Here is a 24,235-nt window from a genome sequence, read left to right as displayed (position 1 = left end):
TGGTCCGTGCCACCCGCCGGCCTTGCTGGCTCGCCCGAATGAATCGGGCAGAGCCGCAGGCACACCGATTTCCATTAGCCACGCCTGCTCACGCGGGCCAACGAAGAACTTTGAACCATGGCCACTATCCACGTAGACGGCAAAGCGCTCGAAGTCAACGGTGCGGACAACCTGTTACAGGCCTGTCTGTCGCTCGGCCTCGACATCCCTTATTTCTGCTGGCACCCGGCGCTTGGTAGCGTCGGCGCTTGCCGGCAGTGCGCGGTCAAGCAGTACACCGACGAGAACGACACCCGTGGTCGCATCGTCATGTCCTGCATGACCCCTGCCTCCGACGGCACCTGGATCTCCATCGAAGACGATGAGTCCAAGGCGTTTCGCGCCAGCGTCGTCGAATGGCTGATGACCAACCACCCGCACGACTGCCCTGTGTGCGAGGAAGGCGGTCACTGCCACCTGCAGGACATGACGGTAATGACCGGCCACAACGAGCGCCGTTACCGTTTCACCAAGCGTACCCACCAGAACCAGGAGCTCGGCCCGTTCATCTCCCACGAGATGAACCGCTGCATCGCCTGCTATCGCTGCGTGCGTTACTACAAAGACTACGCCGGCGGTACCGACCTGGGTGTCTTCGGCGCCCACGACAACGTGTACTTCGGGCGCGTTGAAGACGGCGTGCTCGAGAGCGAGTTCTCCGGCAACCTCACCGAGGTCTGCCCGACCGGTGTGTTCACCGACAAGACCCACTCCGAGCGCTACAACCGCAAGTGGGACATGCAGTTTGCCCCAAGCATCTGCCACGGCTGCTCCAGCGGCTGCAACATCAGCCCGGGTGAGCGCTACGGCGAACTGCGCCGGATCGAAAACCGTTTCAACGGCTCGGTCAACCAGTACTTCCTGTGCGACCGTGGCCGCTTCGGCTATGGCTACGTCAACCGCAAGGACCGCCCGCGCCAGCCATTGCTCGCCGATGGCAGCAAGCTGAGCCTGGACGCTGCCCTGGACAAGGCCGCCGACCTGCTGCGCGGCCGCACCATCGTCGGTATCGGTTCGCCACGCGCCAGCCTCGAGAGCAACTACGGCCTGCGTGAGCTGGTCGGCGGCGAATACTTCTATTCGGGTATGGAAGCCGGTGAACTGGCCCGCGTGCGCCTGGCCCTCGACGTGCTGAACAACAGCCCGCTGCCAGTGCCGACCCTGCGCGACATCGAAGACCACGACGCGGTGTTCGTGCTCGGTGAAGACCTCACCCAGACCGCCGCTCGTATTGCCCTGTCCGTACGTCAGGCAACCAAGGGCAAGGCTGAAGCCATGGCCGACGCCATGCGCGTCCAGCCTTGGCTCGATGCCGCCGTGAAAAACATCGGCCAGCACGCGCTGTACCCGCTGTTCATTGCCAGCCTGGCCGAAACCAAGCTCGACGACGTTGCCGAGGAATGCGTCCACGCAGCCCCAGCCGACCTCGCCCGCCTGGGCTTTGCCGTGGCCCACGCCATTGACCCAAGCGCCCCCGCGGTAGCCGGTCTGGACGACGAAGCCAAGGCCCTGGCTCAGCGCATCGCCGACGCTCTGGTCGCGGCCCAGCGGCCCCTGGTGGTTGCCGGTGTCTCGCTGGCTGAGCCTGCACTGATCGAGGCGGCTGCCAACATCGCCAAGGCGCTCAAGCTGCGCGAGAAGAATGGCTCGCTGAGCCTGGTCGTGCCGGAAGCCAACAGCTTCGGCCTGGCCATGCTCGGCGGTGACTCCGTCGATGCCGCGCTGGACGCGGTCATCAGCGGCAAGGCTGATGCCATCGTGGTCCTGGAAAACGACCTGTACGCCCGCGTACCGGCCGCCAAGGTCGACGCTGCCCTGGCCGCGGCCAAGGTAGTGATCGTCGCCGATCACTCCAAGACCGCCACCAGCGATCGTGCCCAGCTGGTACTGCCGGCCGCATCGTTCGCCGAGGGCGACGGCACCCTGGTCAGCCAGGAAGGCCGTGCCCAGCGCTTCTTCCAGGTGTTCGATCCGACCTACCTGGACAGCAGCATCCAGATTCACGAAGGCTGGCGCTGGATGCACGCCCTGCGTGCGACCCTGCTCAACAAGCCGATCGACTGGACTCAGCTCGACCACGTCACCAGCGCCTGTGCCGAGGCCGCACCGCAACTGGCCGGCATCGTCAACGCCGCGCCGAGCGCTGCGTTCCGCATCAAGGGCATGAAACTGGCCCGTGAGCCGCTGCGCTATTCCGGCCGTACCGCGATGCGCGCCAACATCAGCGTGCACGAGCCACGTACCCCGCAAGACAAGGACACCGCGTTCGCCTTCTCCATGGAAGGCTACTCGGGTTCGGCCGAACCGCGCCAGCAGGTGCCGTTCGCCTGGTCGCCGGGCTGGAACTCGCCGCAAGCCTGGAACAAGTTCCAGGACGAGGTCGGCGGTCACCTGCGTGCCGGTGACCCAGGCATTCGCCTGATCGAATCGCAAGGCGATCGCCTGAGCTGGTTCAGCGCCATTCCGGCGGCGTTCAGCCCGGCCCGTGGTACCTGGACTGCCGTGCCGTTCTTCCACCTGCTTGGCAGCGAGGAAAACTCTTCCCGCGCCGCGCCGGTGCAGGAGCGCATCCCGGCGGCCTACGTGGCCCTGGCCAAGTCTGAAGCAGACCGCCTCGGGGTCAACGAGGGTGCACTGCTGAGCCTGAACGTCGCGGGTGTCTCGCTGCGTCTGCCGCTGCGCGTCAATGAAGAGCTGGGCGCAGGCCTGGTCGCGTTGCCGAAAGGCCTGGCCGGCATCCCGCCAGCCATCTTCGGTGCATCCGTCGAAGGCCTGGAGGAGGCAGCACAATGACCTGGTTCACCCCCGAAGTGATCGATGCGATCATCGCCGTGGTCAAGGCCGTCGTGGTCTTGCTGGCGGTGGTGGTCTGCGGCGCACTGCTCAGCTTCGTCGAGCGGCGCCTGCTGGGCTGGTGGCAGGACCGTTACGGTCCGAACCGCGTGGGCCCGTTCGGCATGTTCCAGATCGCTGCCGACATGCTGAAGATGTTCTTCAAGGAAGACTGGAACCCGCCCTTTGTCGACAAGATGATCTTCACCCTGGCACCGGTCGTGGCCATGAGCGCCCTGCTGATTGCCTTCTCGATCATCCCGATCACGCCGACCTGGGGCGTCGCCGACCTGAACATCGGCCTGCTGTTCTTCTTCGCCATGGCCGGCCTGTCGGTCTATGCGGTGCTGTTCGCCGGCTGGTCGTCGAACAACAAGTACGCCCTGCTGGGCAGCTTGCGCGCATCGGCGCAGACCGTGTCGTACGAAGTGTTCCTCGGCCTGGCGCTGATGGGCGTGGTGGTGCAGGTCGGTTCGTTCAACATGCGCGACATCGTCGACTATCAGGCGCAGAACCTGTGGTTCATCATTCCGCAGTTCTTTGGCTTCTGCACCTTCTTCATCGCTGGCGTCGCCGTGACTCACCGTCACCCGTTCGACCAGCCGGAAGCAGAACAGGAACTGGCCGACGGCTACCACATTGAATATGCCGGCATGAAATGGGGCATGTTCTTCGTCGGTGAGTACATCGGCATCATCCTCGTCTCGGCGCTGCTGGTAACGCTGTTCTTCGGTGGCTGGCACGGTCCGTTCGGCATTCTGCCGCAGGTGCCGTTCCTCTGGTTCGCCCTGAAGACCGCGTTCTTCATCATGCTGTTCATCCTGCTGCGCGCCTCGATCCCGCGCCCACGCTATGACCAGGTGATGGACTTCAGCTGGAAGTTCTGCCTGCCGCTGACCCTGATCAATTTGCTGGTGACCGCTGCGATCGTGCTCTACAACACGCCAGCCGTCGCGGCCCAGTGAGGATTTGACCCATGTTCAAGTATATCGGCGACATCGTTAAGGGCACCGGCACTCAGCTGCGCAGCCTGGCCATGGTGTTCTCCCACGGGTTCCGCAAGCGCGACACCCTGCAGTACCCCGAAGAAGCTGTGTACCTGCCGCCGCGCTACCGCGGCCGCATCGTCCTCACCCGCGACCCCGATGGCGAGGAGCGCTGTGTAGCGTGCAACCTCTGCGCGGTGGCCTGCCCGGTTGGCTGCATTTCGCTGCAGAAGGCCGAGACCGAGGACGGTCGCTGGTACCCGGAGTTCTTCCGCATCAACTTCTCGCGCTGCATTTTTTGCGGCCTGTGCGAGGAAGCCTGCCCGACCACCGCAATCCAGCTGACTCCGGATTTCGAAATGGCCGAGTTCAAGCGTCAGGACCTGGTCTACGAGAAAGAAGATCTGCTGATCTCCGGCCCCGGCAAGTACCCTGACTACAACTTCTACCGTGTTGCAGGTATGGCAATCGCTGGCAAGCCGAAGGGCGCTGCACAGAACGAAGCCGAACCGATCAACGTGAAGAGCTTGCTCCCATAAGGACAGAAAGATGGAATTCGCTTTCTACTTTGCATCCGGGATCGCCGTGGTCTCCACCCTGCGGGTGGTTACCGGCACCAACCCTGTGCACGCCCTGCTCTACCTGATCATTTCGCTGATTTCCGTGGCAATGATCTTCTTCGCCCTGGGTGCGCCGTTCGCCGGCGCCCTGGAAGTGATCGCCTACGCGGGCGCCATCATGGTGCTGTTCGTCTTCGTAGTGATGATGCTCAACCTCGGGCCGGCTTCGGTCGCCCAGGAACGTGGCTGGCTCAAGCCTGGCATCTGGGCCGGGCCTGTGCTGCTGGGCACGCTGCTGCTGCTCGAGCTGCTCTACGTGCTGTTTGTTGCACCGAGCGGCGCCGGCATCAGCGGCACCACCGTGGACGCCAAGGCCGTCGGCATCAGCCTGTTCGGTCCTTACCTGCTGGTGGTCGAACTGGCGTCGATGCTGCTGCTCGCTGCAGCCGTCACCGCCTTCCACCTGGGCCGCAACGAGGCGAAGGAGTAAATCATGGGTGCTATCCCTCTCGAACATGGCCTGGCAGTCGCCGGCATTCTGTTCTGCCTTGGTCTGGTTGGCCTGATGGTCCGCCGCAACATTCTCTTCGTCCTCATGAGCCTGGAAGTCATGATGAACGCCTCTGCCCTGGCGTTTATCGTCGCCGGGGCGCGTTGGGTACAACCCGACGGCCAGGTGATGTTCATTCTGGTGATCAGCCTGGCGGCAGCCGAGGCCAGCATTGGCCTGGCGATCCTGCTGCAGCTGTATCGCCGCTTCCACACTCTCGACATCGATGCTGCCAGTGAGATGCGCGGATGAATCTTCTCTTCCTGACTTTCGTCTTCCCCCTGATCGGCTTCCTGCTGCTGTCGTTCTCGCGCGGGCGGTTCTCGGAGAACCTCTCGGCGCTGATCGGCGTCGGCTCGGTCGGGCTCTCTGCCGCGACCGCCGCCTACGTCATCTGGCAGTTCAATGTCGCCCCGCCTGAAGGCGGCGCGTACAGCCAGCTGCTGTGGCAGTGGATGTCGGTGGACGGCTTCGCGCCGAACTTCACCCTCTACCTGGACGGCCTCTCGGTGACCATGCTCGGCGTGGTGACCGGAGTCGGCTTCCTGATCCACCTGTTCGCCTCCTGGTACATGCGTGGCGAAGCCGGTTACTCGCGCTTCTTCTCGTACACCAACCTGTTCATCGCCAGCATGCTGTTCCTGATCCTGGGCGATAACCTGCTGTTCATCTACTTCGGTTGGGAAGGCGTGGGCCTGTGCTCGTACCTGTTGATCGGTTTCTACTACAGCAACCGCAACAACGGTAACGCCGCGCTCAAGGCGTTCATCGTCACCCGCATCGGCGACGTGTTCATGGCCATCGGCCTGTTCATCCTGTTCGCCCAGCTGGGTACCCTGAACGTGCAGGAGCTGCTGGTGCTGGCACCGCAGAAGTTCCAGGCGGGTGATACCTGGATGGTCCTGGCAACACTGATGCTGCTAGGTGGCGCGGTCGGTAAATCGGCGCAGCTGCCGCTGCAGACCTGGCTGGCCGATGCGATGGCTGGCCCGACCCCGGTTTCGGCACTGATCCACGCCGCAACCATGGTAACTGCAGGCGTCTACCTGATCGCCCGGACCAACGGCCTGTTCCTGCTGGCGCCAGACATCCTGCACCTGGTCGGTGTAGTCGGTGGCGTGACCCTGGTACTGGCCGGCTTTGCCGCGCTGGTGCAGACCGACATCAAGCGGATCCTGGCCTACTCGACCATGAGCCAGATCGGCTACATGTTCCTCGCCCTGGGCGTTGGCGCCTGGGACGCGGCGATCTTCCACCTGATGACCCACGCCTTCTTCAAGGCGCTGCTGTTCCTTGCTTCGGGTGCGGTGATCGTTGCCTGTCACCACGAGCAGAACATCTTCAAGATGGGCGGCCTGTGGAAGAAACTGCCGCTGGCCTACGCCAGCTTCGTGGTCGGTGGCGCTGCCCTGGCGGCACTGCCCATCGTCACCGTCGGCTTCTACTCCAAGGACGAGATCCTCTGGGAAGCGTTCGCCAGCGGTAACAGCGGCTTGCTGTATGCCGGCCTGGTCGGTGCGTTCATGACCTCGTTGTACACCTTCCGCCTGATCTTCATCGCCTTCCATGGCGAAGCCAAGACCGAAGCCCACGCCGGCCACGGCATCAGCCACTGGCTGCCGCTGGGTATCCTGATCGTGCTGTCGACCTTCGTCGGCGCCTGGATCCACCCGCCGCTGGCCGGTGTCCTGCCGGAGAGCGCCGGCCACGCCGGTGGCGACGCCAAGCACAGCCTGGAAATCGCCTCGGGTGCCATTGCCATTGCCGGTATCCTGCTGGCGGCGGTGTTGTTCCTGGGCAAGCGTCGCCTGGTCACGGCCATCGCCAACAGCGGCATCGGCCGTGTGCTTTCGGCCTGGTGGTTCGCCGCCTGGGGCTTCGACTGGATCTACGACAAGCTGTTCGTCAAACCCTACCTGCTGATCTGCCACATCCTGCGCAAGGACCCGGTTGATCGCAGCATCGGCCTGATTCCTCGGATGGCGCGTGGCGGCCACGTTGCCATGAGCAAGACCGAGACCGGCCAATTGCGCTGGTACACCGCGTCGATCGCCGTAGGTGCCGTGCTGGTACTCGGCGCCGTGCTGGTGGCGGCGGTATGAACATGAATCTTGCGAACCTTGCGACTTTGCCAAAGGAAACGAACCCGTCATGATTTTGCCTTGGCTGATCCTGATTCCCTTCATCGGCGGCTTCCTGTGCTGGCTGGGTGAGCGCTTCGGCTCTACCCTGCCTCGCTGGATTGCGCTGCTGACCATGTCCCTTTTGCTCGGCATCGGCCTGTGGCTCTGGGCTAACGGCGACTACACCCTGGCCCCCGCTCCGGGCGCTGAACCTGCCTGGGCCCTGGAATACAAGGTCGAGTGGATCAAGCGCTTCGGCATCAGCATCCACCTGGCCCTGGATGGCCTGTCGTTGCTGATGATCCTGCTCACCGGCCTGCTCGGCGTGCTCTCGGTGCTCTGCTCGTGGAAAGAGATCCAGCGCCACGTCGGCTTCTTCCACCTCAACCTGATGTGGATCCTCGGTGGTGTGGTCGGTGTGTTCCTGGCGCTCGACCTGTTCTTGTTCTTCTTCTTCTGGGAAATGATGCTGGTGCCGATGTACTTCCTCATCGCGCTCTGGGGTCACAGCTCGGCAGATGGCAAGAAGACCCGGATCTACGCGGCGACCAAGTTCTTCATCTTCACCCAGGCCAGCGGCCTGATCATGCTGGTGGCGATCCTCGGCCTGGTGCTGGTCAACTACAACACCACCGGTGTGATCACCTTCAACTACAGCGACCTGCTCAAGGCCGAACTGCCGGCCGGTACCGAGTACCTGCTGATGTTGGGCTTCTTCATCGCCTTCGCGGTAAAGCTGCCGGTGGTGCCGTTCCACTCCTGGCTGCCTGATGCGCACGCCCAGGCACCGACTGCCGGTTCCGTCGACCTCGCCGGTATCCTGCTGAAGACTGCTGCTTACGGCCTGCTGCGCTTTGCCCTGCCGCTGTTCCCGAACGCCTCGGCCGAGTTCGCGCCGATCGCCATGACGCTGGGCCTGATCGGTATCTTCTACGGTGCCTTCCTGGCCTTCGCGCAAAGCGACATCAAACGCCTGATCGCTTTCTCCAGCGTCTCGCACATGGGCTTCGTGCTGATCGGTATCTACTCCGGCAGCCAGCAAGCCCTGCAAGGTGCGGTGATCCAGATGCTCGCCCACGGCCTCTCCGCCGCGGCGCTGTTCATCCTCAGCGGCCAGCTGTACGAGCGCCTGCACACCCGTGACATGCGTGAGATGGGCGGCCTGTGGCACCGTATCGCCTACCTGCCGGCAATCAGCCTGTTCTTCGCGGCTGCGTCGCTGGGCCTGCCGGGCACCGGCAACTTCGTTGGCGAGTTCCTGATCCTGATCGGCAGCTTCGTCCACGTACCGTGGATCACCGTGATCGCCACTACCGGCCTGGTGTTTGGCTCGGTCTACTCGCTGATCATGATCCACCGCGCCTACTTCGGCCCGGCCAAGTCCGACACCGTGCTGGCCGGCATGGACAATCGCGAACTGATCATGGTCCTGGGCCTGGCGGGCCTGCTGATCCTGCTCGGGGTCTACCCGCAGCCGTTCCTCGACACTTCTGCCGCCACCATGAGCGGTGTGCAGCAGTGGCTCGGCTCGGCTTTCACTCAACTCGCTTCGGCCCGGTAAGAGCGCTATGGAATTCACCACTCAACACTTCATCGCACTGGCGCCGATGCTGATCACCACCCTCACCACAGTCGTGGTGATGCTGGCGATCGCCTGGAAGCGCAATCACTCGCAGACCTTCCTGCTGTCCACCATCGGCCTGAACCTGGCCTTGCTGTCGATCCTGCCGGCGCTGAAGGTCGCGCCGTTGGCGGTCACCGGCCTGATTACCATCGACAAGTTCGCCTGCCTGTACATGGCGCTCATGCTGGTGGCGACACTGGCCTGCGTCACCCTCGCCCACGCCTACCTCGGCGAAGGCGCCAAAGGCTATCCGGGCAACCGTGAAGAGCTGTATCTGCTGCTGCTGATGTCGGCCCTGGGCGGTCTGGTGCTGGTCAGCGCCAACCACCTGGCCGGGCTGTTCATCGGCCTGGAGTTGCTGTCGGTGCCGGTCTACGGGCTGGTGGCGTACGCGTTCTTCAACAAGCGTTCGCTGGAAGCCGGTATCAAGTACATGGTGCTGTCGGCTGCAGGCTCTGCGTTTTTGCTGTTCGGCATGGCGCTGCTGTACGCCGACGCCGGTAGCCTGAGCTTCGACGGCATCGGCAAGGCCCTGGCCACGACCGGTATGCCAAGCCTGCTGGCCCAACTGGGCCTGGGTATGATGCTGGTCGGCCTGGCCTTCAAGCTGTCGCTGGTACCCTTCCACCTGTGGACCCCGGACGTCTACGAAGGCGCCCCGGCGCCAGTCGCTGCATTCCTCGCCACGGCCAGCAAGGTCGCTGTGTTCGCGGTTGTCGTGCGTCTGTTCATGATCTCGCCGGCTGCCAGCAGCGGCGTGCTGAGCACGGTCCTGGCGGTCATCGCTGTGGCGTCGATCCTGATCGGTAACCTGTTGGCGCTGACCCAGAGCAACCTCAAGCGTCTGCTCGGTTACTCGTCGATCGCCCACTTCGGTTACCTGCTGATCGCCTTGATCGCCAGCAAAGGCCTGGCCATGGAAGCCATGGGCGTGTACCTGGTCACCTACGTGATCACCAGCCTTGGCGCCTTCGGCGTGATCACCCTGATGTCCTCGCCTTACGCCGGGCGTGACGCCGACGCACTGTATGAGTACCGCGGCCTGTTCTGGCGTCGTCCGTACCTGACCGCGGTGCTCACCGTGATGATGCTGTCGCTGGCCGGTATCCCGCTCACCGCGGGCTTCATCGGCAAGTTCTACATCATTGCCACCGGTGTCGAGTCGCAGCTGTGGTGGCTGGTCGGTGCCCTGGTAATCGGTAGCGCCATTGGCGTGTACTACTACCTGCGGGTCATGGTCACCCTTTACCTGGTCGAGCCGAACCTGCGTCGCCACGACGCGCCGCTGAAGTGGGAGCAGCGCACCGGTGGCGTCATGCTGCTGGCGATCGCCCTGCTCGCCTTTGTCCTCGGTGTGTACCCGCAGCCGCTGCTGGAGATGGTCCAGCAGGCCGGCCTGCAACTGATCGGTTGATCATCCGGCAAGATAAAACACCCCGCATCTGCGGGGTGTTTTTTTATGGGCAACAGGCTTACTTCGGTCAGATCGACGTACGTGCGCCCTGCCTGGGTTCAGGCTCGGGTTTCCTTGGCGGGCCAGGGTTACGAGCGGCGTGGCGCAGCTCGCGGTTGGCGCTGGGCAACTGGACATCCGGATTGGGCATGCCACTGGGCGACAGTTCGTGGGTCATTTCGAACTCGGCACGCACAGACCAGCCACAGGCTTCATTGATGCACTGCAGGTAAGCGACCCTGAGAAACACATGCCGCCCTTCGCTGGTGCGGATGCGCATCCGGCTGCTGCAATGCGGGCACACCAGTTTGTAACTACTCACAGCGCCCTCCTGCAATCAGGTGGGTCTGTCGTAGGGAACAAGGTGTCGCCAGCAAGAACCCCTGAAAACCGGCTGTCTGTAAGTCGCCCCGACAACAGCTGGGCAAGTTGTTCCCGCGCACTATCAGAATATTCATCACTATCATAATTACGTACCATGCGGTGCGAGTAAGGATCCATCCAGACTATTCATATTGAGTACATCCGTGCCATCGATCTTATCAGAACTCATCAGGGATATTCATAATGAGTAATACCTCCCTAGTTTCGGTGTTGCACCGGTTAAAGGAGTTAACCGGCACCAGCAGTGATTCCGCCCTTGCAAAAGTGCTGGGCGTCAGTCCGCAGACCCTGAGCAGCTGGAAGGTGCGCGAGAGCATTCCCTACGCGTTTTGCATAGAAGCTGCCAACCGCCACAGCGTGTCACTGGACTGGTTGCTGCTTGGCATTGGCAGCCCAGCACGGACACCCCAGGCAGAGCCAGCAAACGCGGCGCAAGAGCTGCTTGATCTGGTGCAGGGGCTGGCGCCTGCCGATCTGCAAGCCTTGCGTATTCAAATCGTGGACAGGCTGCGCCTGCAGGAGCTGGAGCGGCGCCTTGAGCAACTGAGCGCCGCCGTGCCTTCGGCCTGACAATCACGATTCACGGCGCCAGCGCTGGACGATTTCCTTGAGATCGGCGTTCTCCAGCCAGAGCATCACCTTGACACTGATCGGAATCACGACCACCGCAGCGACAAAAGCCGCAACGCCTGTGGAGACGAAAGGTACCAGTGACAACAGCAAGGGCATGAATAGGTAGCCCACGCCCGCTGACAGCAACAGGGTGAGCAGGCGTTGTTGCAGGCTCAACTTGCGCCTCGTCCTGATCGTCACCCAGGCCTTGCCCTTCGACGAACTGACTAGCCAGGCGCCGAGTATCGCGCCAGCCAGGGCCTGGCCGTCGAAATTGGCCAGGTCACCCTCAATCTGCGCCCAATTACGCAGCATTTCCTGGGCAAGCTCATTCATGTCCAGCTCCCTGCAAGGCTGACCGGCCACCCAATGCGCGTAACGTACAGCGCTCGACCAGACGCAGGTAGCAGCTGCACAGGCGGCGACCGTGCACATGTCGGCAAAGGTCGGTGAGTTGCGTGTAGCCCAGTGCACGTAAACGCCGGCGCCAGTTGGCGAACTCCCCTGCGGCGATCGCCAAGGCCTGTTGACCGGCAAGTTGCAGATGGGTATCGCTGATGTACGCGGGTATCGCCAAGCGTTGGCGCAAACTCGACAGCTCGATGCGCGGCCAGAACCGGTCGTGGCGCGCCAGATAGTACAAAGGCTGGGCTGGGTCAGGTGATTGAAGCTCGGCGTCCATGGTCGTGCCTCCTCATTATTCTTGCAGCATGCCGTAGCGGATGGCCTTGATTACCGCCATTACCCGAGTCGTCACGGCGAACTTGCTGAGAATGTTGCCAACATGAAAATTTACGGTGACCTCCTTGCAGCCAATGATCTGGCCGATTTCCCATGAGGTCTTGCCATAGGCGCACCACAACAGTACTTCCCGCTCGCGCGGCGTCAGGTAAATGGGCGGGTTATTGCCCGGAGCATCAATCGGTGGGGTGACGGCGTTCATGGCTGGTTCTCCGCAGATTCGAATCCGGCCCTCAGAGCAGAGGGGTAAGACACCACCTTACGAACTCGCGGATCGATTGCTCCAGTACCGGCAGTTGTAAAGCGATCGCCTACAACAACGTTCTAACTTCATACACTTGCCCGCTTAAAAATCGGACGTGCTTCGAGCGACATCTCGTACGTCTGACCTCCTTTGCCCTGTAAGCCCCTGCCATTGGAGTCGTTCGATGCGTTGTGTTCCACCCTCTCGCGCCTTAGGCCTGCTGATCAGTACGGCCAGCTGCCCGGTGCTGGCCAGCGCTCCCGTAGAACTGGATCAACTGCTGATCAATGATCAGCCGCAAAGCCAGTTGGAGGCGGCCGACGAGCGCCTGCGACAAGTCCCGGGCGCTACCAATCTGGTAGACCTGCAGCAGGTGGCACAAGGGCGGTTGGCCAGCAACCAGGACGTACTTGCCTATCAGCCGGGTGTGTTTGCCCAGTCGGCGGGTAATGAGGGCATCAAACTGTCGATCCGCGGCTCGGGTATCAACCGTGCGCCGGGTGCGCACGGTTCAGGGGTCTACACGATGTTCGACGGTTTGCCGCTGACTGGCCCCGGCGGCACGCCTTACGAGCTGCTCGAGCCGCTGTGGCTGAGCCGCGCAGAGGTGCTGCGTGGCGCTAACGGTTTTGATCAGGGCGCGCTCACGCTCGGTGGCGCGATCAACTACGTGACCCACACCGGTTACGATGCCGATCGCCTGCAGGTGCGCTATGAGGCCGGCAGCCGCGGCTACGCCCACCGCCAGATCAGTTCCGGCCAGGTAATGGGCAAGCTCGACTACTACGTGGCCCTGACCGACTCGGAATACGACGGTTACCAGGAGCACAGCAGTGGCAGCGCCAAGGGCTTCGCCGCCAACGTTGGCTATCGCTTCAACCCGAATCTGGAAACGCGCTTCTACCTGCGCTACCGGGAAACCGAGAACGAACTGGCCGGGCGCCTGACCAAAGAGCAGATCAAGCACGACCCACGGGCCGCCAACGCCGCCTACCTGGCCCGTGACGACAGCCGTCCGCAGCCGGGCAGCACCTGGGTAGCCAACAAGACTACCTTCTACCTTGAGGACGATGCCCGCGTTGAAGCCGGGCTGGTCTACCACGACTTCCCGATGGACCTGCGCGAAGGGCCAATGCGCCTGAAGGTGGCCTACACCGATGTCAGCGGCACCCTGAACTACCTGCGCCGCGACACATTGCTGGGCCACGAGAGCAAGACCACCGTGGGTTGGCGTACCACCAAGCACCTGCCTAACAGCGGTGCGTCGCAGTTTGCCCGCACCAATGGCGATAATTTCGGCGCCCGCAGCCGCGACTTCAGTTATCAGGGTTCGGATACCGTGTTGCACGTCGGTAATGAACTGGAGCTGATCCCGGACCTGTGGCTGACTACCGGCCTGGCGATGATCTACACCCGCCGCGAGAGTGCCGTCAGCTACCCGGCCACAGGCGGCAAGGTCAGCCAGCACGACTGGGATTATGCGCCGCGCCTGGGCCTGCGCTATGACATCAACCCGCAACTGCAGGTGTATGGCAACCTGAGCCGTTCTGTCGAACCGCCGCACCCATGGTCGCTGATCTGGAGCTCTCCGGTTGCAACCCAACCGATAGCGATGCAAAACCAGACTGCCACCACCCTGGAGCTCGGTGCGCGCGGTGATTCGGCGCTGGGCCATTGGGACCTCGCCTGGTACTACTCGCAAGTGCGTCACGAACTGTTGGCCGTGGAGCTCGAGCAGGGCGTACCGGCAAAGGAGTTCAACGCCAGCGCCACCGTTCACCAGGGCGTTGAGGCAGGCCTGGACAGCATCCTCTGGGAACAACCGGATAGCGGCAAACTGAGCCTGCGCCAGGCCTACACCTTCAGTGACTTCCATTACCGCGACGACGAGCGCTTCGGCGACAACCGCCTACCGGGCATCCCCATGCATTACTACCAGGCCGAGCTGCGCTATGACTGGCCGGCTGGTTTCTATGCCGGGATCAACACGCAAATGGCGTCCAAAGTCCAGGCCGACTATGCCAACAGCTACCATGCCGACGCCTATGCCCTGCTCGGAGCCCGCCTGGGCTGGAATGCACCCAGGCAGGACTGGCAGACCTGGCTGGACTTGCGCAACCTGACCAACAAGCGCTATGCGGCGACGGTGACGCCGGGTTATGACGACCTTGGCAGCGACGTCGCCCGCTCGACACCGGGCGAAGGCTTTGCCGCCTACATGGGTGTCTCCTACAGCTTCAAATAGCCCTCAAGGCAATTGCACCTGCGGCTTGGTCGCGGCAAAGATCGCCCAGCTGGAAATAAACAGCGCGGCGATCAGCGGCCCGATGACAAAGCCGTTCAGGCCGAACACCGCCAGGCCGCCCAAGGTCGACACGAGGATCAGGTAATCGGGCATGCGCGTGTCCCGTCCGACCAGGATAGGTCGCAGGACATTGTCTACCAGACCGATTACCAGCACGCCGAAGGCGGTCAGCACCACGCCCTGCCAGATTGCGCCGGTCAGGATGAAATACGCTGCCACCGGCGCCCAGACGATCCCAGCGCCTACCGCGGGGAGCAGCGACAAGAACGCCATCATGACTGCCCAGACCAGTGCGCTGGGGATCCCCAGGGCCCAGAAGATAAACCCGCCCAATGCGCCCTGGGTAATCGCCACCAGCACGTTGCCCTTGACCGTGGCACGTACCACCCGGTTGAATTTCAACTGCAGCCGACGCTTCTGGTGCTCGGGCAACGGCACGGCCAGACGCACCTTGCGCGCAATCTCCGGCCCCTCGCGCAGAAAGAAGAACAGCAGATAAAGCATGATGCCGAAGCTCACCAGGAAGTCGAATGTGCCTTGGCCAAAGCTGAACGCCTGGCTCGCCAGTACCTGACTACCCTGGGTGGCCCATTTGCTGATCTTGTCGCGCAGGCCATCGAGGTTACCCATGCCCATGCGATCCAGGCCGTTTTGCGCAAAGGCCGGCAGCATGTCCTTGCCCCGCTCGACATAACCGGCAATGTCCAGCTGCCCGCTCTCGATACGCTGGTAGAGCGTGGCGCCTTCCTGAACCAACAGGGCACTGGTGATGATCACTGGCAGAATCGCCACCAGCAGGCAGACCAGCAAAGTGGTGGCGGAAGCCAGGTTGCGCCGACGTTTGAAACGCAGCAGCAAGTTGCGCTGCAAGGGCGCAAACAGGATGCCGAGGATGACCGCCCAGAAAATCGCCCCGTAGTAAGGCAGCAGGATCCAGATGAAGGCGACGGTGACAAAGGCCAGGAGTACGGCCAGTGCCTTGTTCTGTAGAGCGGTTTGGTTCATGTGCATTCCTCTGGGATTCATAACGTTAGTGCCCCAGCCATTGGCAAAAGTGCCCTGCTGCGGTAGATCCAGATGAACCCGCCTGGCAACGTGCGCATCAGCGATGCAGGTTGCCTGACAGATCTGTAATCTAGGCCTCAGCTTGCTGACAGGCGCCGCCCGCCAGAATGCTCACTTTCGCGCTGCGCGCGGGCCTGGCGCCTGTGCTTGAAGAGGACCTGACCATGTTGCGCAACCCTCTGTTCACCCTTGGCCTACTGGTTTTCGCCGGCCTGGCCCAGGCTGCTGACACTATCGACGTCTACCGCGATCCCAATTGCGGCTGCTGCAAGAAGTGGATCAGCCATCTGCGCGACAATGGCTTCACTGTCAATGATCATGTCGAACCCAATATGAGCGACGTCAAGCAGCGTCTCGGTGTGGCGCCGCGCTTGGCCTCGTGCCACACCGCGGTGATCGACGGCAAGTTCGTCGAGGGCCACGTGCCCGCCGAGCAGGTGCGCTTGCTGAGCAAGCGCAATGATCTCAAGGGCATCGCCGTACCAGGCATGCCCATGGGCTCGCCCGGGATGGAAATGGGTGACCATAAGGATCCCTATCACGTCATCGGCCTGACTCATGAGGGCAAGGACGAAGTGGTGGCCAGCTACTGAGTCGTCGTCTGTGTTGAGTCTGTGGGCGCTGTTTCTCAGTGCCTTTGGTGCCGCAACCCTATTGCCTCTGCAGTCGGAGGCGGTGTTGGTCGGCCTCGTGCTGCGCGAACCCGAGGCGTGGCTGACCCTGCTGTTGGTGGCGACCCTGGGCAATGTTCTCGGTTCGATCGTCAACTGGCTGCTGGGACGGGCCGTCGAACACCTGCGCGGGCGCCGCTGGTTTCCCTTCAGCGCAGCGCAACTGGAGCGCGCCCAACGCCGCTACCAGCGCTGGGGCCAATGGTCATTGCTGCTGAGCTGGATGCCGGTGATCGGCGATCCACTGACCTTGATTGCAGGCATCATGCGCGAACCGTTCTGGCGCTTCCTGCTGCTGGTCACCTTGGCCAAGGGCGGACGCTACCTGATTGTGCTGTTGATTACCCTGGGTTGGTTTAACGGCCAGTAACACCTTTGCCCTTCCAGACGGTTCGCTGGCTGTTAAAGTCGCTTTTTCCTACATGGTCCTACACGGAGTGCCCCCATGCTGCGCGCAACCGCCCTGGCCCTCGCCTGCCTCCTTGGCAGCCCGGCCATCGCCGCCGATTCGCCCACCTACGGCAAACAGCTTGAAGGGTTTGACTACCCTCATCCGCTCAAGCATTTCGACTTCACCTCGCAGGGTCAGGCCCTGCAGATGGGCTACATGGACGTGCCCGCCCAGGGCAAGGCCAATGGCCACAGCGTGGTGCTGATGCATGGCAAGAACTTCTGCGCGGCGACCTGGGAGTCCTCTATCGAGGCGCTGAGCCAGGCGGGTTACCGGGTCATCGCCCCGGACCAGATCGGTTTTTGTACCTCAAGCAAACCAGACTACTACCAGTACAGCTTCCAGCAATTGGCGAGCAATACCCACGCCCTGCTGGAGCAGTTGGGCGTCAAGCAGGCGATCATCCTCGGCCACTCGACCGGTGGCATGCTCGCTACCCGTTATGCCCTGATGTATCCGCAACAGGTGCAGCGCCTGGCGATGGTCAATCCGATCGGCCTTGAGGACTGGAAAGCCTTGGGCGTGCCCTACCGTACTGTCGACCAATGGTATGAGCGCGAACTCAAGCTCGACGCCGAGGGCGTGCGCAACTATGAGCGCAAGACCTACTACGCCGGGCGTTGGAAACCGGAGTACGAACGTTGGGTACAGATGCTGGTGGGCCTTAACAAGGGACCAGGTCACACCCTGGTAGCGTGGAACTCGGCGCTGATCTACGACATGATCTTCACCCAGCCGGTCTACCACGAATTCAAGGACCTGCAAGTACCGACACTGCTGATGATCGGCGACCAGGACAACACCGCCATTGGCAGCGATATTGCCCCACCTGAGGTCAAGGCACGCCTGGGCAACTACAAGGAACTGGGGCCGCGCGTGGCCGAACTGATTCCACAGGGTGAGTTGATGACCTTCGAAGGCATGGGCCATGCTCCGCAGATCGAGGAGCCGAGGCGCTTCCACAAGGCCCTGATCGACTGGTTGCAACGCTAGCCAGGCTTATTCAGGCAAAACGTTGCAGTTGCATCTCCCTTAGCCGGCTCAGGGTGCGCTGGTAAGGGAACGCCAGATAGCCGTGCGTGTAGAGCGCCTCAAGCGCTACGTCGGCTTCCAGATACAAGGCGACCCGACGGTCGTAGCACTCGTCGACCAGGGCAATAAAGCGCCGCACGCTGTCATCGCGTGGTGCCAGAGCCGGCAGCTGGCGGTCACCCGCGGCCACTCGCTGGGCGCCGTCTTCGGTGCCACGAGCGATGCGTCCGGCCCGTTGCTCACCGCTCAGGGCTGGAATCTCGCTCATCAGGATGGCCGGAAACTGGTCGCACAGGGCCATGAACTCCAGGGCTGACAACGCCTGCTCGCACAGATCGCTGAAACGACACCAGATTGCCTGGCTGCTGCGTCTTACTACCTGAATCTGCCGCGAGCCGATCTGCAGGGGCTGCTCGGTACCGACATCGCCTGGGCTCAGCTGGGCGAACACTGCGTGCAGCGCACTGGGCTGGCCGGGCTCGGCTAGCCAAAAGCGCTGGTGGCTGGCGCCCGGATGCAGACGGTGGTCGTGCTCACCGGCGACTGACAGCACACGCATGTGCCGCTCGATGGCCTCGATGGCTGGCAGGAAGCGCTCGCGGTTGAAACCATCCTGATAAAGCTGGCCTGGTGGCTGGTTGGAAGTGGCGACGATCACTACGCCCTGGTCAAACAGTGCATGGAATAGCCGACCCAGGATGATCGCATCACCGATATCGTTGACGAACAGCTCATCGAAGCACAGCACGCGGATCTGCGCGGCAAGGCCGCTGGCCAGTGCATGCAGAGGGTCGGCCGTGCCGTTGAGCTGGAACAGGCGCTGGTGCACCCAAGCCATGAAGTGATGGAAGTGCTGACGGCGGGCGGGCACCTTCAGGCAGCCGTAGAACTGGTCCATCAGCCAGGTCTTGCCGCGACCGACAGGCCCCCACAGGTACACGCCCTGGGCAGCCTGAGGGCCTTGCAGCGACTCATAGCAGGCTTGCAGAGCTGTAACCGCCTCGGCTTGGGCAGGATCAGCAACGAAGCCCTGTTCGGCCAGGGCTTGTTGGTAGAGAGAGGCAGGAGACATGCGCGAATCAGTAGCCTAAGTAGCGCCATGCAGTGGCAAAGTGTGCTGCCATCATGCCGTTTTTAGAGTGCACTTGCCGATGTCTTCGTGGGTTTGACCCGCAAAGACGACGGTAACCGCGCCGCATCTATTGAGTTTCGCTGAGGCCGACCTTCAATACAGCTCCGTCCTTGGCATCGGTCAGCACATACAGATACCCATCCGGTCCAACCCGCACGTCGCGAATGCGCGCTTTCAATTCGCCAAGCAGACGCTCTTCATGAACGATCTTGTCGCCATCAAGCTGCAGGCGAATCAGCTCCTGAGTCGCCAGGGCTCCGATGAACAGGTTATGGTCCCACGCCTTGAAAGTGGGCCGGTCATAAAAGGCCATGCCGCTGATGCCCGGGGACTTCTCCCAGACATGGTGTGGGTCCACCATACCGTCCACATGCTTGCCCTTGGCCTCGGGAATTGGCAGCAGGGAGTAGTTGATGCCGTGGGTCGCGATGGGCCAGCCGTAATTCTTGCCCGCCTGCGGGATATTGATCTCGTCGCCCCCACGCGGGCCATGCTCGTTGGTCCAAAGCTTGCCGGTCCAAGGGTTGAGCGCCGCTCCTTGCTGGTTACGGTGGCCAAATGACCAGATCTCAGGGCGGACGTTGTCCTTGCCGACAAACGGATTGTCCTTGGGCACTTCCCCATCGGGAAGAATACGCACGATCTTGCCTTGCAGTTTGTCCAGATCCTGCGCGGTGGGCCGCTGATTGTTCTCGCCGAGGGCAATAAACAGGTAGCCGTTGCGATCGAAGACCAGCCGCGATCCGAAGTGATTACCCTCGGACAACTTTGGCATCTGGCGGAAAATCACCGAAAAGTTGTCGAGCCGGGCCTGATCCTGGGACAGCTGCCCGCGACCCACCGCTGTGCCGGCCTTGCCATCACTGCCCTCTTCGGCAAACGACAAATAGACCGTGCGGTCCTTCTCGAAGTCCGGGGAAAGCACCACATCGAGCAGTCCACCCTGCCCCTCTGCCCACACCTTGGGGACACCGGACAGCGGCGGCCCGACCTTGCCTTCAGCAGTCACCACGCGCAGGTTGCCGCTGCGCTCGGTGACCAGCATGTCCTTGCTACCCGGCAGAAACGCCAGGGCCCACGGGTTGCGCAGGCCATCAGCAACGGTGTTCACGGTGAGTTGGCCTTCCTCGCTGGGCAAGCGCTGCTCGGATGCGGCATGGGCCAGTACCGGCAGTAATGCCGCCGCGGCCAGAGTGGTCATCCAGGTTCGTCGTGTCATGCACGGTTCCTTCCAGTCAGTGGGGCTCACGGCGCGCGTTGGCTGTCGCGGGGTGGCCGGGTGGGTTCCAGGCGGGGTGTCTGTTGTTGCCGGCGCAGATTGTCGCCATTGCCGATACCCCGGTTGTCGAGGGTTGGCGGGCGCGGCATCGGCTGGGTAGATGGCCCGCGCACGGGAGGCGTAGCTGGCACGCTGCCTTGACGGCTATTAGGGTTGGCGCGCTGGATCGGGCTGTTGTACGGGTTGCTGTCACTGGCCGCGAGCAAAGGCGGCTGAGCCAGCGCGGCAGGCAGCGGCAGGCTCAGGAACAGGCCGAGGGCCAGGACTGGCAGTGTAGAGTTCATGCTTCACCTCCCCGCACGAAAAGCCGCGCTCAAGCGTTGGATAGCCTAAGGCGCGACAGGTTCGTAGGAAAAGTGCGAAATCCTAGAGAGGTAATTCCTCATGTGTCTGAAAGCTACAACGTGAACAGGCTGCGGTGAGCACTGGTTCCCGATGGCAAGGTCATCATTACAGTCGAACTAGCGCCATCCTTTCATCGTCGACGGGCATTTGCCACACTGATGACTTGCTCCGTACCAGAAGGCTGCCTGAATGACCCCGCGCCTACAGCGTCACCTACGTCTCTGCCTGGTAGTCCTGCTGGCCAGTGTGATCAACGCCTGCGCCTTGTTTCAGGCGCACGATCCACTGAACATCAGCGTAATTGGCATTGAGCCACTGCCCGGGCAGGAACTGGAACTGCGCATGGCGGTGAAGATACGCGTGCAGAACCCCAACGAGAACGCCGTCGATTTCAATGGCGTTGCGCTCAACCTTGAGGTAAACGGCCAACCGTTGGCGGCGGGCGTCAGTGACCAGCGCGGGCATATTGGGCGGTACGATGAAACCGTGATCGTGGTGCCGGTCAGCGTTACTGCCTTTGCCTTTTTGCGCCAGGCTTATGGCCTGAGCCAGGTGCAATCCCTGCAAGGGCTGCCGTACGTACTGCGAGGCAAGTTGGCAGGCGGCCTGCTGGGCACCGTACGCTTCACCGATCAGGGCAAACTCAATCTACCCCAGGGTACCCCTTGAGCGGGTGAGGCGATGATGCTCAGCGGCCAGCGTTGGCAGCGGCCATCATCTTGTTGACTTCGCTGCGGACCATCTTGGCAAACTCCGGGGGATTCATGCCTTCAAGTTCGGCGCGGACCCATTCAGCCCACTTGCCCTTGCGCCGTGACTTTTCCGAGATCAGCCGGCCAGCTTCCGCTTTTGCCTTGCCCAGGTTGCCCTGCCAGTACTCGAAAAGCCGGGCCTTTTCCGCTTCGATCTGCGCCCGTTCCTCGAAGCTCCTGTTGGCCAGATTGAAACTCATGAAGATCTACCTTACCGCGTGAAATTGGGCGCTATCTTACACTGTTGCAGCAGTTGGTCGGAACGCCAGCGCAACTTTCCGCGCTCACCGGTATCCATTGTTCTATCTACCCAATCGACGAGGACGTGTTAATGGCCAGGAAATCTGCCACGCAAACCGATACTGATCAGATCAAGGATCAAGTGTTCAGCGAACTGCAGTCGTTGATCGATGAGTCTGAGCGCCTACTGGAACAAAGTGCATCGCTGGTCGGCGAAGAGGCCGACACGCTGCGCGCACAGATCAGCCTCAAGCTGCGACAAGCACGCGAGGCAGCAGGCTCCGTGCGTGACCGCGCACAACCGGTGGTTGATGCCACCCAGGACTACATTGGCGGCCATCCATGGCAAACCGTGGCGGTTTCTGCCGGGTTCGGGCTGGTGATTGGTCTGCTGCTCGGACGCCGCCACTAAGCCACTGTGGCTCCGCTGGCACCGGGCACGACTCACACAGCTCGGGCCAGCGGAATACCGCTATGGAAGCGCAATTCCTGATCAGCAGAGCAGATCAGCTCAGCTTCCGCCTCTCGCACTTTCACCACCACGCGGGCGATGTCTGCCTCTTCGCCGTATTGGTGGGCGAGTTTCAGATAGCCCAGGAAGTGTCGGGCTTCACTGTTCAGCAATCCGTGATAGAAACTGCCGAGTTCTTCGTCCAGGTGCGGTACAAGCGCGGCGAAACGCTCACAGCTGCGCGCCTCTATGAACGCCCCTACCACCAAGGTATCCACCAATTTCACCGGCTCATGGGCACGCACCAGACGGCGTAGCCCTGAAGCGTAGCGTCCTGCCGAAACCGGACGCAACGGCACGCCACGTCGCTTCATCAGGCGCAGCACCTGTTCGTGATGGACCAGCTCCTCTCGAGCGAGGCGCGACATCATGTTGATCAGGTCGAGATGAGTATTGTATTTGGCAATAAGGCTCAAAGCCGTGCTGGCGGCTTTGAACTCGCAGTTCTTGTGGTCGATCAGCAACGTCTCCTGGTCGGCAAGCGCTGCTTCGATCCAGGCATCAGGGGTGCGGCAACCTAGAAAGGCGTCGACTTCGGGAATCAGGGACATAAGCTCACAATGACTGAACAACGGCAGGGTCGGCGATTATACCGGGGCTTGTGGCGATCACCAGCGACTATGCTTGATACACGTCAAGCGGTACCGACAGGGACGCCGACTATAGTCAGCCAGGCCAAACATCCAACGGGAGGTCATGCCCATGCAAGCCGTTCGTAGCATTCTGGTCGTACTCGACCCTGATCACGCTCATAGCCGCGCCCTGACCAGGGCAAAACTGATTGCCGGCGTGACCGGCGCCCGCCTGCACCTGTTGATGTGTGACAAGAAGCAGGACCATGGCGCGCTGCTGAGCCTGCTGGCCAGCCAGCTGCACGACGATGGCTATGACAACGTGAGCCATGAGCAGACATGGCACGAGACCCTGCACGAGTCGATCGTCGACGTACAACAACAGGAAGGGTGTGAGCTGGTCATCAAGGAGCATAGGCCGGACAACCCCTTGAAAAAGGCGCTGCTGACCCCGAGTGACTGGAAACTGTTACGTCAGTGCCCATGTGCGGTGCTGATGGTCAAGAGCGAGCGACCTTGGACCGGCGGAGTGGTCCTGGCCGCAGTGGATGTGGGCAATCATGACGAAGCGCACCGCTTACTGCATGCCAGCATCATCGATCACGGTTATGCCATTGCCGGCCTGGCAAAGGGCAACCTGCACGTGATCAGCGCACACCCCTCACCTATGCTCTCGGCAGCGGATCCGGTCTACCAGAACAAGGACTCTATCGAGCAGCATTACCGTGACGCCTGCAGTGCGTTCCAGGCCGAGTTCGATATCAGTGATGAGCGACTGCACATCGCGGAAGGCCCAGCGGATGTATTGATTCCCTATACCGAGAAAACCTGTGATGCAGTGGTGACGGTAATTGGCACGGTTGCCCGCACTGGAATTTCAGGAGCGTTGATTGGTAATACGGCGGAGGTGGTGTTGGATTCGCTGGTGGGGGATGTACTAGTGCTGAAGAGTGAAGAAGCTATGGCGCATCTGATGGAACTGGCACGCGGATAGGTAGCACTGCTGTCCCTTTTTCAGCGCACAAAGACAAAACCCCTACCTGCTTGCGCAGATAGGGGTTTTGCGAAATGAATCTTGACGATGACCTACTCTCACATGGGGAAACCCCACACTACCATCGGCGATGCATCGTTTCACTACTGAGTTCGGGATGGGATCAGGTGGTTCCAATGCTCTATGGTCGTCAAGAAATTCTGTAGCCAGAATGTCCAGATGGACAGCCCAGCGAATTCGGATATGTGATTTGTGATGGTGCGAATTTTCAGCTGTTTCGTCTTCACCACCGCAATTCGCGCTAGCAAATTGCTTGGGTGTTATATGGTCAAGCCTCACGGGCAATTAGTATTGGTTAGCTCAACGCCTCACAGCGCTTACACACCCAACCTATCAACGTCGTAGTCTTCGACGGCCCTTTAGGGGATTCTAGATCCCAGTGAGATCTCATCTTGAGGCAAGTTTCCCGCTTAGATGCTTTCAGCGGTTATCTCTTCCGAACATAGCTACCCGGCAATGCCACTGGCGTGACAACCGGAACACCAGAGGTTCGTCCACTCCGGTCCTCTCGTACTAGGAGCAGCCCCTCTCAAATCTCAAACGTCCACGGCAGATAGGGACCGAACTGTCTCACGACGTTCTAAACCCAGCTCGCGTACCACTTTAAATGGCGAACAGCCATACCCTTGGGACCGGCTTCAGCCCCAGGATGTGATGAGCCGACATCGAGGTGCCAAA

Annotated in this window: 26 protein-coding genes and 2 rRNA genes (1 of these 28 cut by a window edge); 16 read left to right on the top strand and 12 right to left on the bottom strand. The window is 61.6% G+C overall.

Going from position 1 to position 24,235, the window contains the following annotated elements:
• Nucleotides 1-117 precede the first annotated feature (117 nt).
• The 8 genes from nuoG to nuoN are packed head-to-tail and all read left to right on the top strand — an operon-like array spanning nucleotide 118 to nucleotide 10,128.
• Nucleotides 118-2,832: an NADH-quinone oxidoreductase subunit NuoG gene (gene nuoG / locus J3B00_RS11280; RefSeq protein WP_209867589.1), complete on the top strand. Its 2,715-nt coding sequence runs from the start codon at nucleotides 118-120 to the stop codon at nucleotides 2,830-2,832.
• Nucleotides 2,829-3,836: an NADH-quinone oxidoreductase subunit NuoH gene (gene nuoH, locus J3B00_RS11275; protein ID WP_209867588.1), complete on the top strand. Its 1,008-nt coding sequence runs from the start codon at nucleotides 2,829-2,831 to the stop codon at nucleotides 3,834-3,836. Before nuoG ends, nuoH begins: the two co-directional genes overlap by 4 nt.
• An 11-nt stretch (nucleotides 3,837-3,847) precedes the next feature.
• Nucleotides 3,848-4,396 (top strand): NADH-quinone oxidoreductase subunit NuoI, encoded by a 549-nt coding sequence (nuoI, locus tag J3B00_RS11270; RefSeq protein ID WP_101318379.1) that lies wholly within the window; start codon nucleotides 3,848-3,850, stop codon nucleotides 4,394-4,396.
• Between the two features lie 10 nt (nucleotides 4,397-4,406).
• A complete protein-coding gene (gene nuoJ, locus J3B00_RS11265) occupies nucleotides 4,407-4,907 on the top strand; it encodes an NADH-quinone oxidoreductase subunit J (RefSeq protein WP_119142589.1) in 501 nt (166 codons plus the stop codon).
• A 3-nt stretch (nucleotides 4,908-4,910) separates the two neighbouring features.
• Entirely contained in the window at nucleotides 4,911-5,219 is a 309-nt protein-coding gene (gene nuoK, locus J3B00_RS11260; protein ID WP_008096201.1) for an NADH-quinone oxidoreductase subunit NuoK, read from the top strand.
• Nucleotides 5,216-7,069, top strand: coding sequence for an NADH-quinone oxidoreductase subunit L (gene nuoL, locus J3B00_RS11255; RefSeq protein ID WP_209867587.1), 1,854 nt, complete (start codon nucleotides 5,216-5,218; stop codon nucleotides 7,067-7,069). Before nuoK ends, nuoL begins: the two co-directional genes overlap by 4 nt.
• Nucleotides 7,070-7,118: 49 nt before the next feature.
• Nucleotides 7,119-8,651, top strand: a complete 1,533-nt coding sequence (nuoM, locus tag J3B00_RS11250) for an NADH-quinone oxidoreductase subunit M (RefSeq protein ID WP_209867586.1) — start codon at nucleotides 7,119-7,121, stop codon at nucleotides 8,649-8,651.
• 7 nt (nucleotides 8,652-8,658) lie between these two features.
• Nucleotides 8,659-10,128, top strand: coding sequence for an NADH-quinone oxidoreductase subunit NuoN (nuoN, locus tag J3B00_RS11245; RefSeq protein ID WP_209867585.1), 1,470 nt, complete (start codon nucleotides 8,659-8,661; stop codon nucleotides 10,126-10,128).
• 67 nt (nucleotides 10,129-10,195) lie between these two features.
• Here nuoN and J3B00_RS11240 read toward each other — a convergent pair whose 3' ends face one another.
• The gene (locus J3B00_RS11240; RefSeq protein WP_310192795.1) at nucleotides 10,196-10,489 is read right to left on the bottom strand and encodes an ogr/Delta-like zinc finger family protein; all 294 of its coding nucleotides are present in this window, start codon (nucleotides 10,487-10,489) and stop codon (nucleotides 10,196-10,198) included.
• Between the two features lie 245 nt (nucleotides 10,490-10,734).
• Between J3B00_RS11240 and J3B00_RS11235 the strand changes: the two genes are divergently transcribed.
• Complete coding sequence (locus J3B00_RS11235) at nucleotides 10,735-11,121, top strand: helix-turn-helix domain-containing protein (protein WP_209867584.1); 387 nt, start codon at nucleotides 10,735-10,737, stop codon at nucleotides 11,119-11,121.
• A 3-nt stretch (nucleotides 11,122-11,124) separates the two neighbouring features.
• Here J3B00_RS11235 and J3B00_RS11230 read toward each other — a convergent pair whose 3' ends face one another.
• Genes J3B00_RS11230 through J3B00_RS11220 form a run of 3 tightly spaced genes read right to left on the bottom strand, consistent with a single transcriptional unit; the run spans nucleotide 11,125 to nucleotide 12,106 of the window.
• Nucleotides 11,125-11,499, bottom strand: a complete 375-nt coding sequence (locus J3B00_RS11230; RefSeq protein WP_245362525.1) for a hypothetical protein — start codon at nucleotides 11,497-11,499, stop codon at nucleotides 11,125-11,127.
• On the bottom strand, nucleotides 11,492-11,845 hold the full coding sequence (locus J3B00_RS11225; protein WP_209867583.1) for a head completion/stabilization protein: 354 nt from the start codon (nucleotides 11,843-11,845) through the stop codon (nucleotides 11,492-11,494). Before J3B00_RS11225 ends, J3B00_RS11230 begins: the two co-directional genes overlap by 8 nt.
• Nucleotides 11,846-11,860: 15 nt before the next feature.
• Nucleotides 11,861-12,106 (bottom strand): helix-turn-helix domain-containing protein, encoded by a 246-nt coding sequence (locus tag J3B00_RS11220; RefSeq protein ID WP_101318363.1) that lies wholly within the window; start codon nucleotides 12,104-12,106, stop codon nucleotides 11,861-11,863.
• Between the two features lie 226 nt (nucleotides 12,107-12,332).
• Between J3B00_RS11220 and J3B00_RS11215 the strand changes: the two genes are divergently transcribed.
• The gene (locus J3B00_RS11215) at nucleotides 12,333-14,393 is read left to right on the top strand and encodes a TonB-dependent receptor (protein ID WP_209867582.1); all 2,061 of its coding nucleotides are present in this window, start codon (nucleotides 12,333-12,335) and stop codon (nucleotides 14,391-14,393) included.
• A gap of 3 nt (nucleotides 14,394-14,396) precedes the next feature.
• On the opposite strand, the gene J3B00_RS11210 is transcribed toward J3B00_RS11215, so the two are convergent.
• Nucleotides 14,397-15,458 (bottom strand): AI-2E family transporter, encoded by a 1,062-nt coding sequence (locus J3B00_RS11210; RefSeq protein WP_209867581.1) that lies wholly within the window; start codon nucleotides 15,456-15,458, stop codon nucleotides 14,397-14,399.
• A 224-nt stretch (nucleotides 15,459-15,682) separates the two neighbouring features.
• Here J3B00_RS11210 and J3B00_RS11205 point away from each other — a divergent pair, with 224 nt between their 5' ends.
• The 3 genes from J3B00_RS11205 to J3B00_RS11195 all read left to right on the top strand — a co-directional run bounded on the left by J3B00_RS11205 (nucleotide 15,683) and on the right by J3B00_RS11195 (nucleotide 17,633).
• Complete coding sequence (locus J3B00_RS11205) at nucleotides 15,683-16,111, top strand: DUF411 domain-containing protein (protein ID WP_209874766.1); 429 nt, start codon at nucleotides 15,683-15,685, stop codon at nucleotides 16,109-16,111.
• A gap of 10 nt (nucleotides 16,112-16,121) precedes the next feature.
• Nucleotides 16,122-16,559, top strand: a complete 438-nt coding sequence (locus J3B00_RS11200; protein ID WP_209867580.1) for a YqaA family protein — start codon at nucleotides 16,122-16,124, stop codon at nucleotides 16,557-16,559.
• 75 nt (nucleotides 16,560-16,634) lie between these two features.
• Nucleotides 16,635-17,633, top strand: a complete 999-nt coding sequence (locus tag J3B00_RS11195; RefSeq protein WP_209867579.1) for an alpha/beta hydrolase — start codon at nucleotides 16,635-16,637, stop codon at nucleotides 17,631-17,633.
• Between the two features lie 10 nt (nucleotides 17,634-17,643).
• On the opposite strand, the gene zapE is transcribed toward J3B00_RS11195, so the two are convergent.
• The 3 genes from zapE to J3B00_RS11180 form a co-directional block, all read right to left on the bottom strand.
• Complete coding sequence (zapE, locus tag J3B00_RS11190; RefSeq protein WP_209867578.1) at nucleotides 17,644-18,744, bottom strand: cell division protein ZapE; 1,101 nt, start codon at nucleotides 18,742-18,744, stop codon at nucleotides 17,644-17,646.
• Nucleotides 18,745-18,871: 127 nt separating this feature from the next.
• Nucleotides 18,872-20,023, bottom strand: a complete 1,152-nt coding sequence (locus tag J3B00_RS11185; RefSeq protein ID WP_209867577.1) for a PQQ-dependent sugar dehydrogenase — start codon at nucleotides 20,021-20,023, stop codon at nucleotides 18,872-18,874.
• A gap of 26 nt (nucleotides 20,024-20,049) precedes the next feature.
• Nucleotides 20,050-20,367: a hypothetical protein gene (locus tag J3B00_RS11180; protein ID WP_209867576.1), complete on the bottom strand. Its 318-nt coding sequence runs from the start codon at nucleotides 20,365-20,367 to the stop codon at nucleotides 20,050-20,052.
• Between the two features lie 250 nt (nucleotides 20,368-20,617).
• Here J3B00_RS11180 and J3B00_RS11175 point away from each other — a divergent pair, with 250 nt between their 5' ends.
• The gene (locus J3B00_RS11175; protein ID WP_209867575.1) at nucleotides 20,618-21,097 is read left to right on the top strand and encodes an LEA type 2 family protein; all 480 of its coding nucleotides are present in this window, start codon (nucleotides 20,618-20,620) and stop codon (nucleotides 21,095-21,097) included.
• A 19-nt stretch (nucleotides 21,098-21,116) separates the two neighbouring features.
• Here the strand turns inward: J3B00_RS11175 and J3B00_RS11170 are convergent, their stop codons facing one another.
• The gene (locus J3B00_RS11170; RefSeq protein WP_209867574.1) at nucleotides 21,117-21,380 is read right to left on the bottom strand and encodes a hypothetical protein; all 264 of its coding nucleotides are present in this window, start codon (nucleotides 21,378-21,380) and stop codon (nucleotides 21,117-21,119) included.
• Between the two features lie 131 nt (nucleotides 21,381-21,511).
• On the opposite strand from J3B00_RS11170, the gene J3B00_RS11165 reads away from it, so the two are divergent.
• The gene (locus tag J3B00_RS11165) at nucleotides 21,512-21,832 is read left to right on the top strand and encodes a DUF883 family protein (RefSeq protein WP_209867573.1); all 321 of its coding nucleotides are present in this window, start codon (nucleotides 21,512-21,514) and stop codon (nucleotides 21,830-21,832) included.
• 32 nt (nucleotides 21,833-21,864) lie between these two features.
• Here the strand turns inward: J3B00_RS11165 and J3B00_RS11160 are convergent, their stop codons facing one another.
• The gene (locus J3B00_RS11160) at nucleotides 21,865-22,482 is read right to left on the bottom strand and encodes a tRNA-(ms[2]io[6]A)-hydroxylase (RefSeq protein ID WP_209867572.1); all 618 of its coding nucleotides are present in this window, start codon (nucleotides 22,480-22,482) and stop codon (nucleotides 21,865-21,867) included.
• 151 nt (nucleotides 22,483-22,633) lie between these two features.
• Here J3B00_RS11160 and J3B00_RS11155 point away from each other — a divergent pair, with 151 nt between their 5' ends.
• Nucleotides 22,634-23,497 (top strand): universal stress protein, encoded by an 864-nt coding sequence (locus tag J3B00_RS11155; RefSeq protein WP_209867571.1) that lies wholly within the window; start codon nucleotides 22,634-22,636, stop codon nucleotides 23,495-23,497.
• Nucleotides 23,498-23,576: 79 nt separating this feature from the next.
• Here J3B00_RS11155 and rrf read toward each other — a convergent pair.
• Together rrf and J3B00_RS11145 are read right to left on the bottom strand one after the other, a co-directional pair.
• Nucleotides 23,577-23,692 (bottom strand): 5S ribosomal RNA (gene rrf, locus J3B00_RS11150).
• Between the two features lie 129 nt (nucleotides 23,693-23,821).
• Nucleotides 23,822-24,235 (bottom strand): 23S ribosomal RNA (locus J3B00_RS11145) (it continues 2,478 nt past the right edge of the window).

Origin of the sequence: Pseudomonas sp. BP8, assembly GCF_017875955.1 — a bacterium.
Taxonomy (GTDB): Bacteria; Pseudomonadota; Gammaproteobacteria; order Pseudomonadales; family Pseudomonadaceae; genus Aquipseudomonas.
The sequence above is the reverse complement of the archived record's forward strand: the minus strand, read 5'-3'. Positions and strand labels throughout refer to the sequence as shown.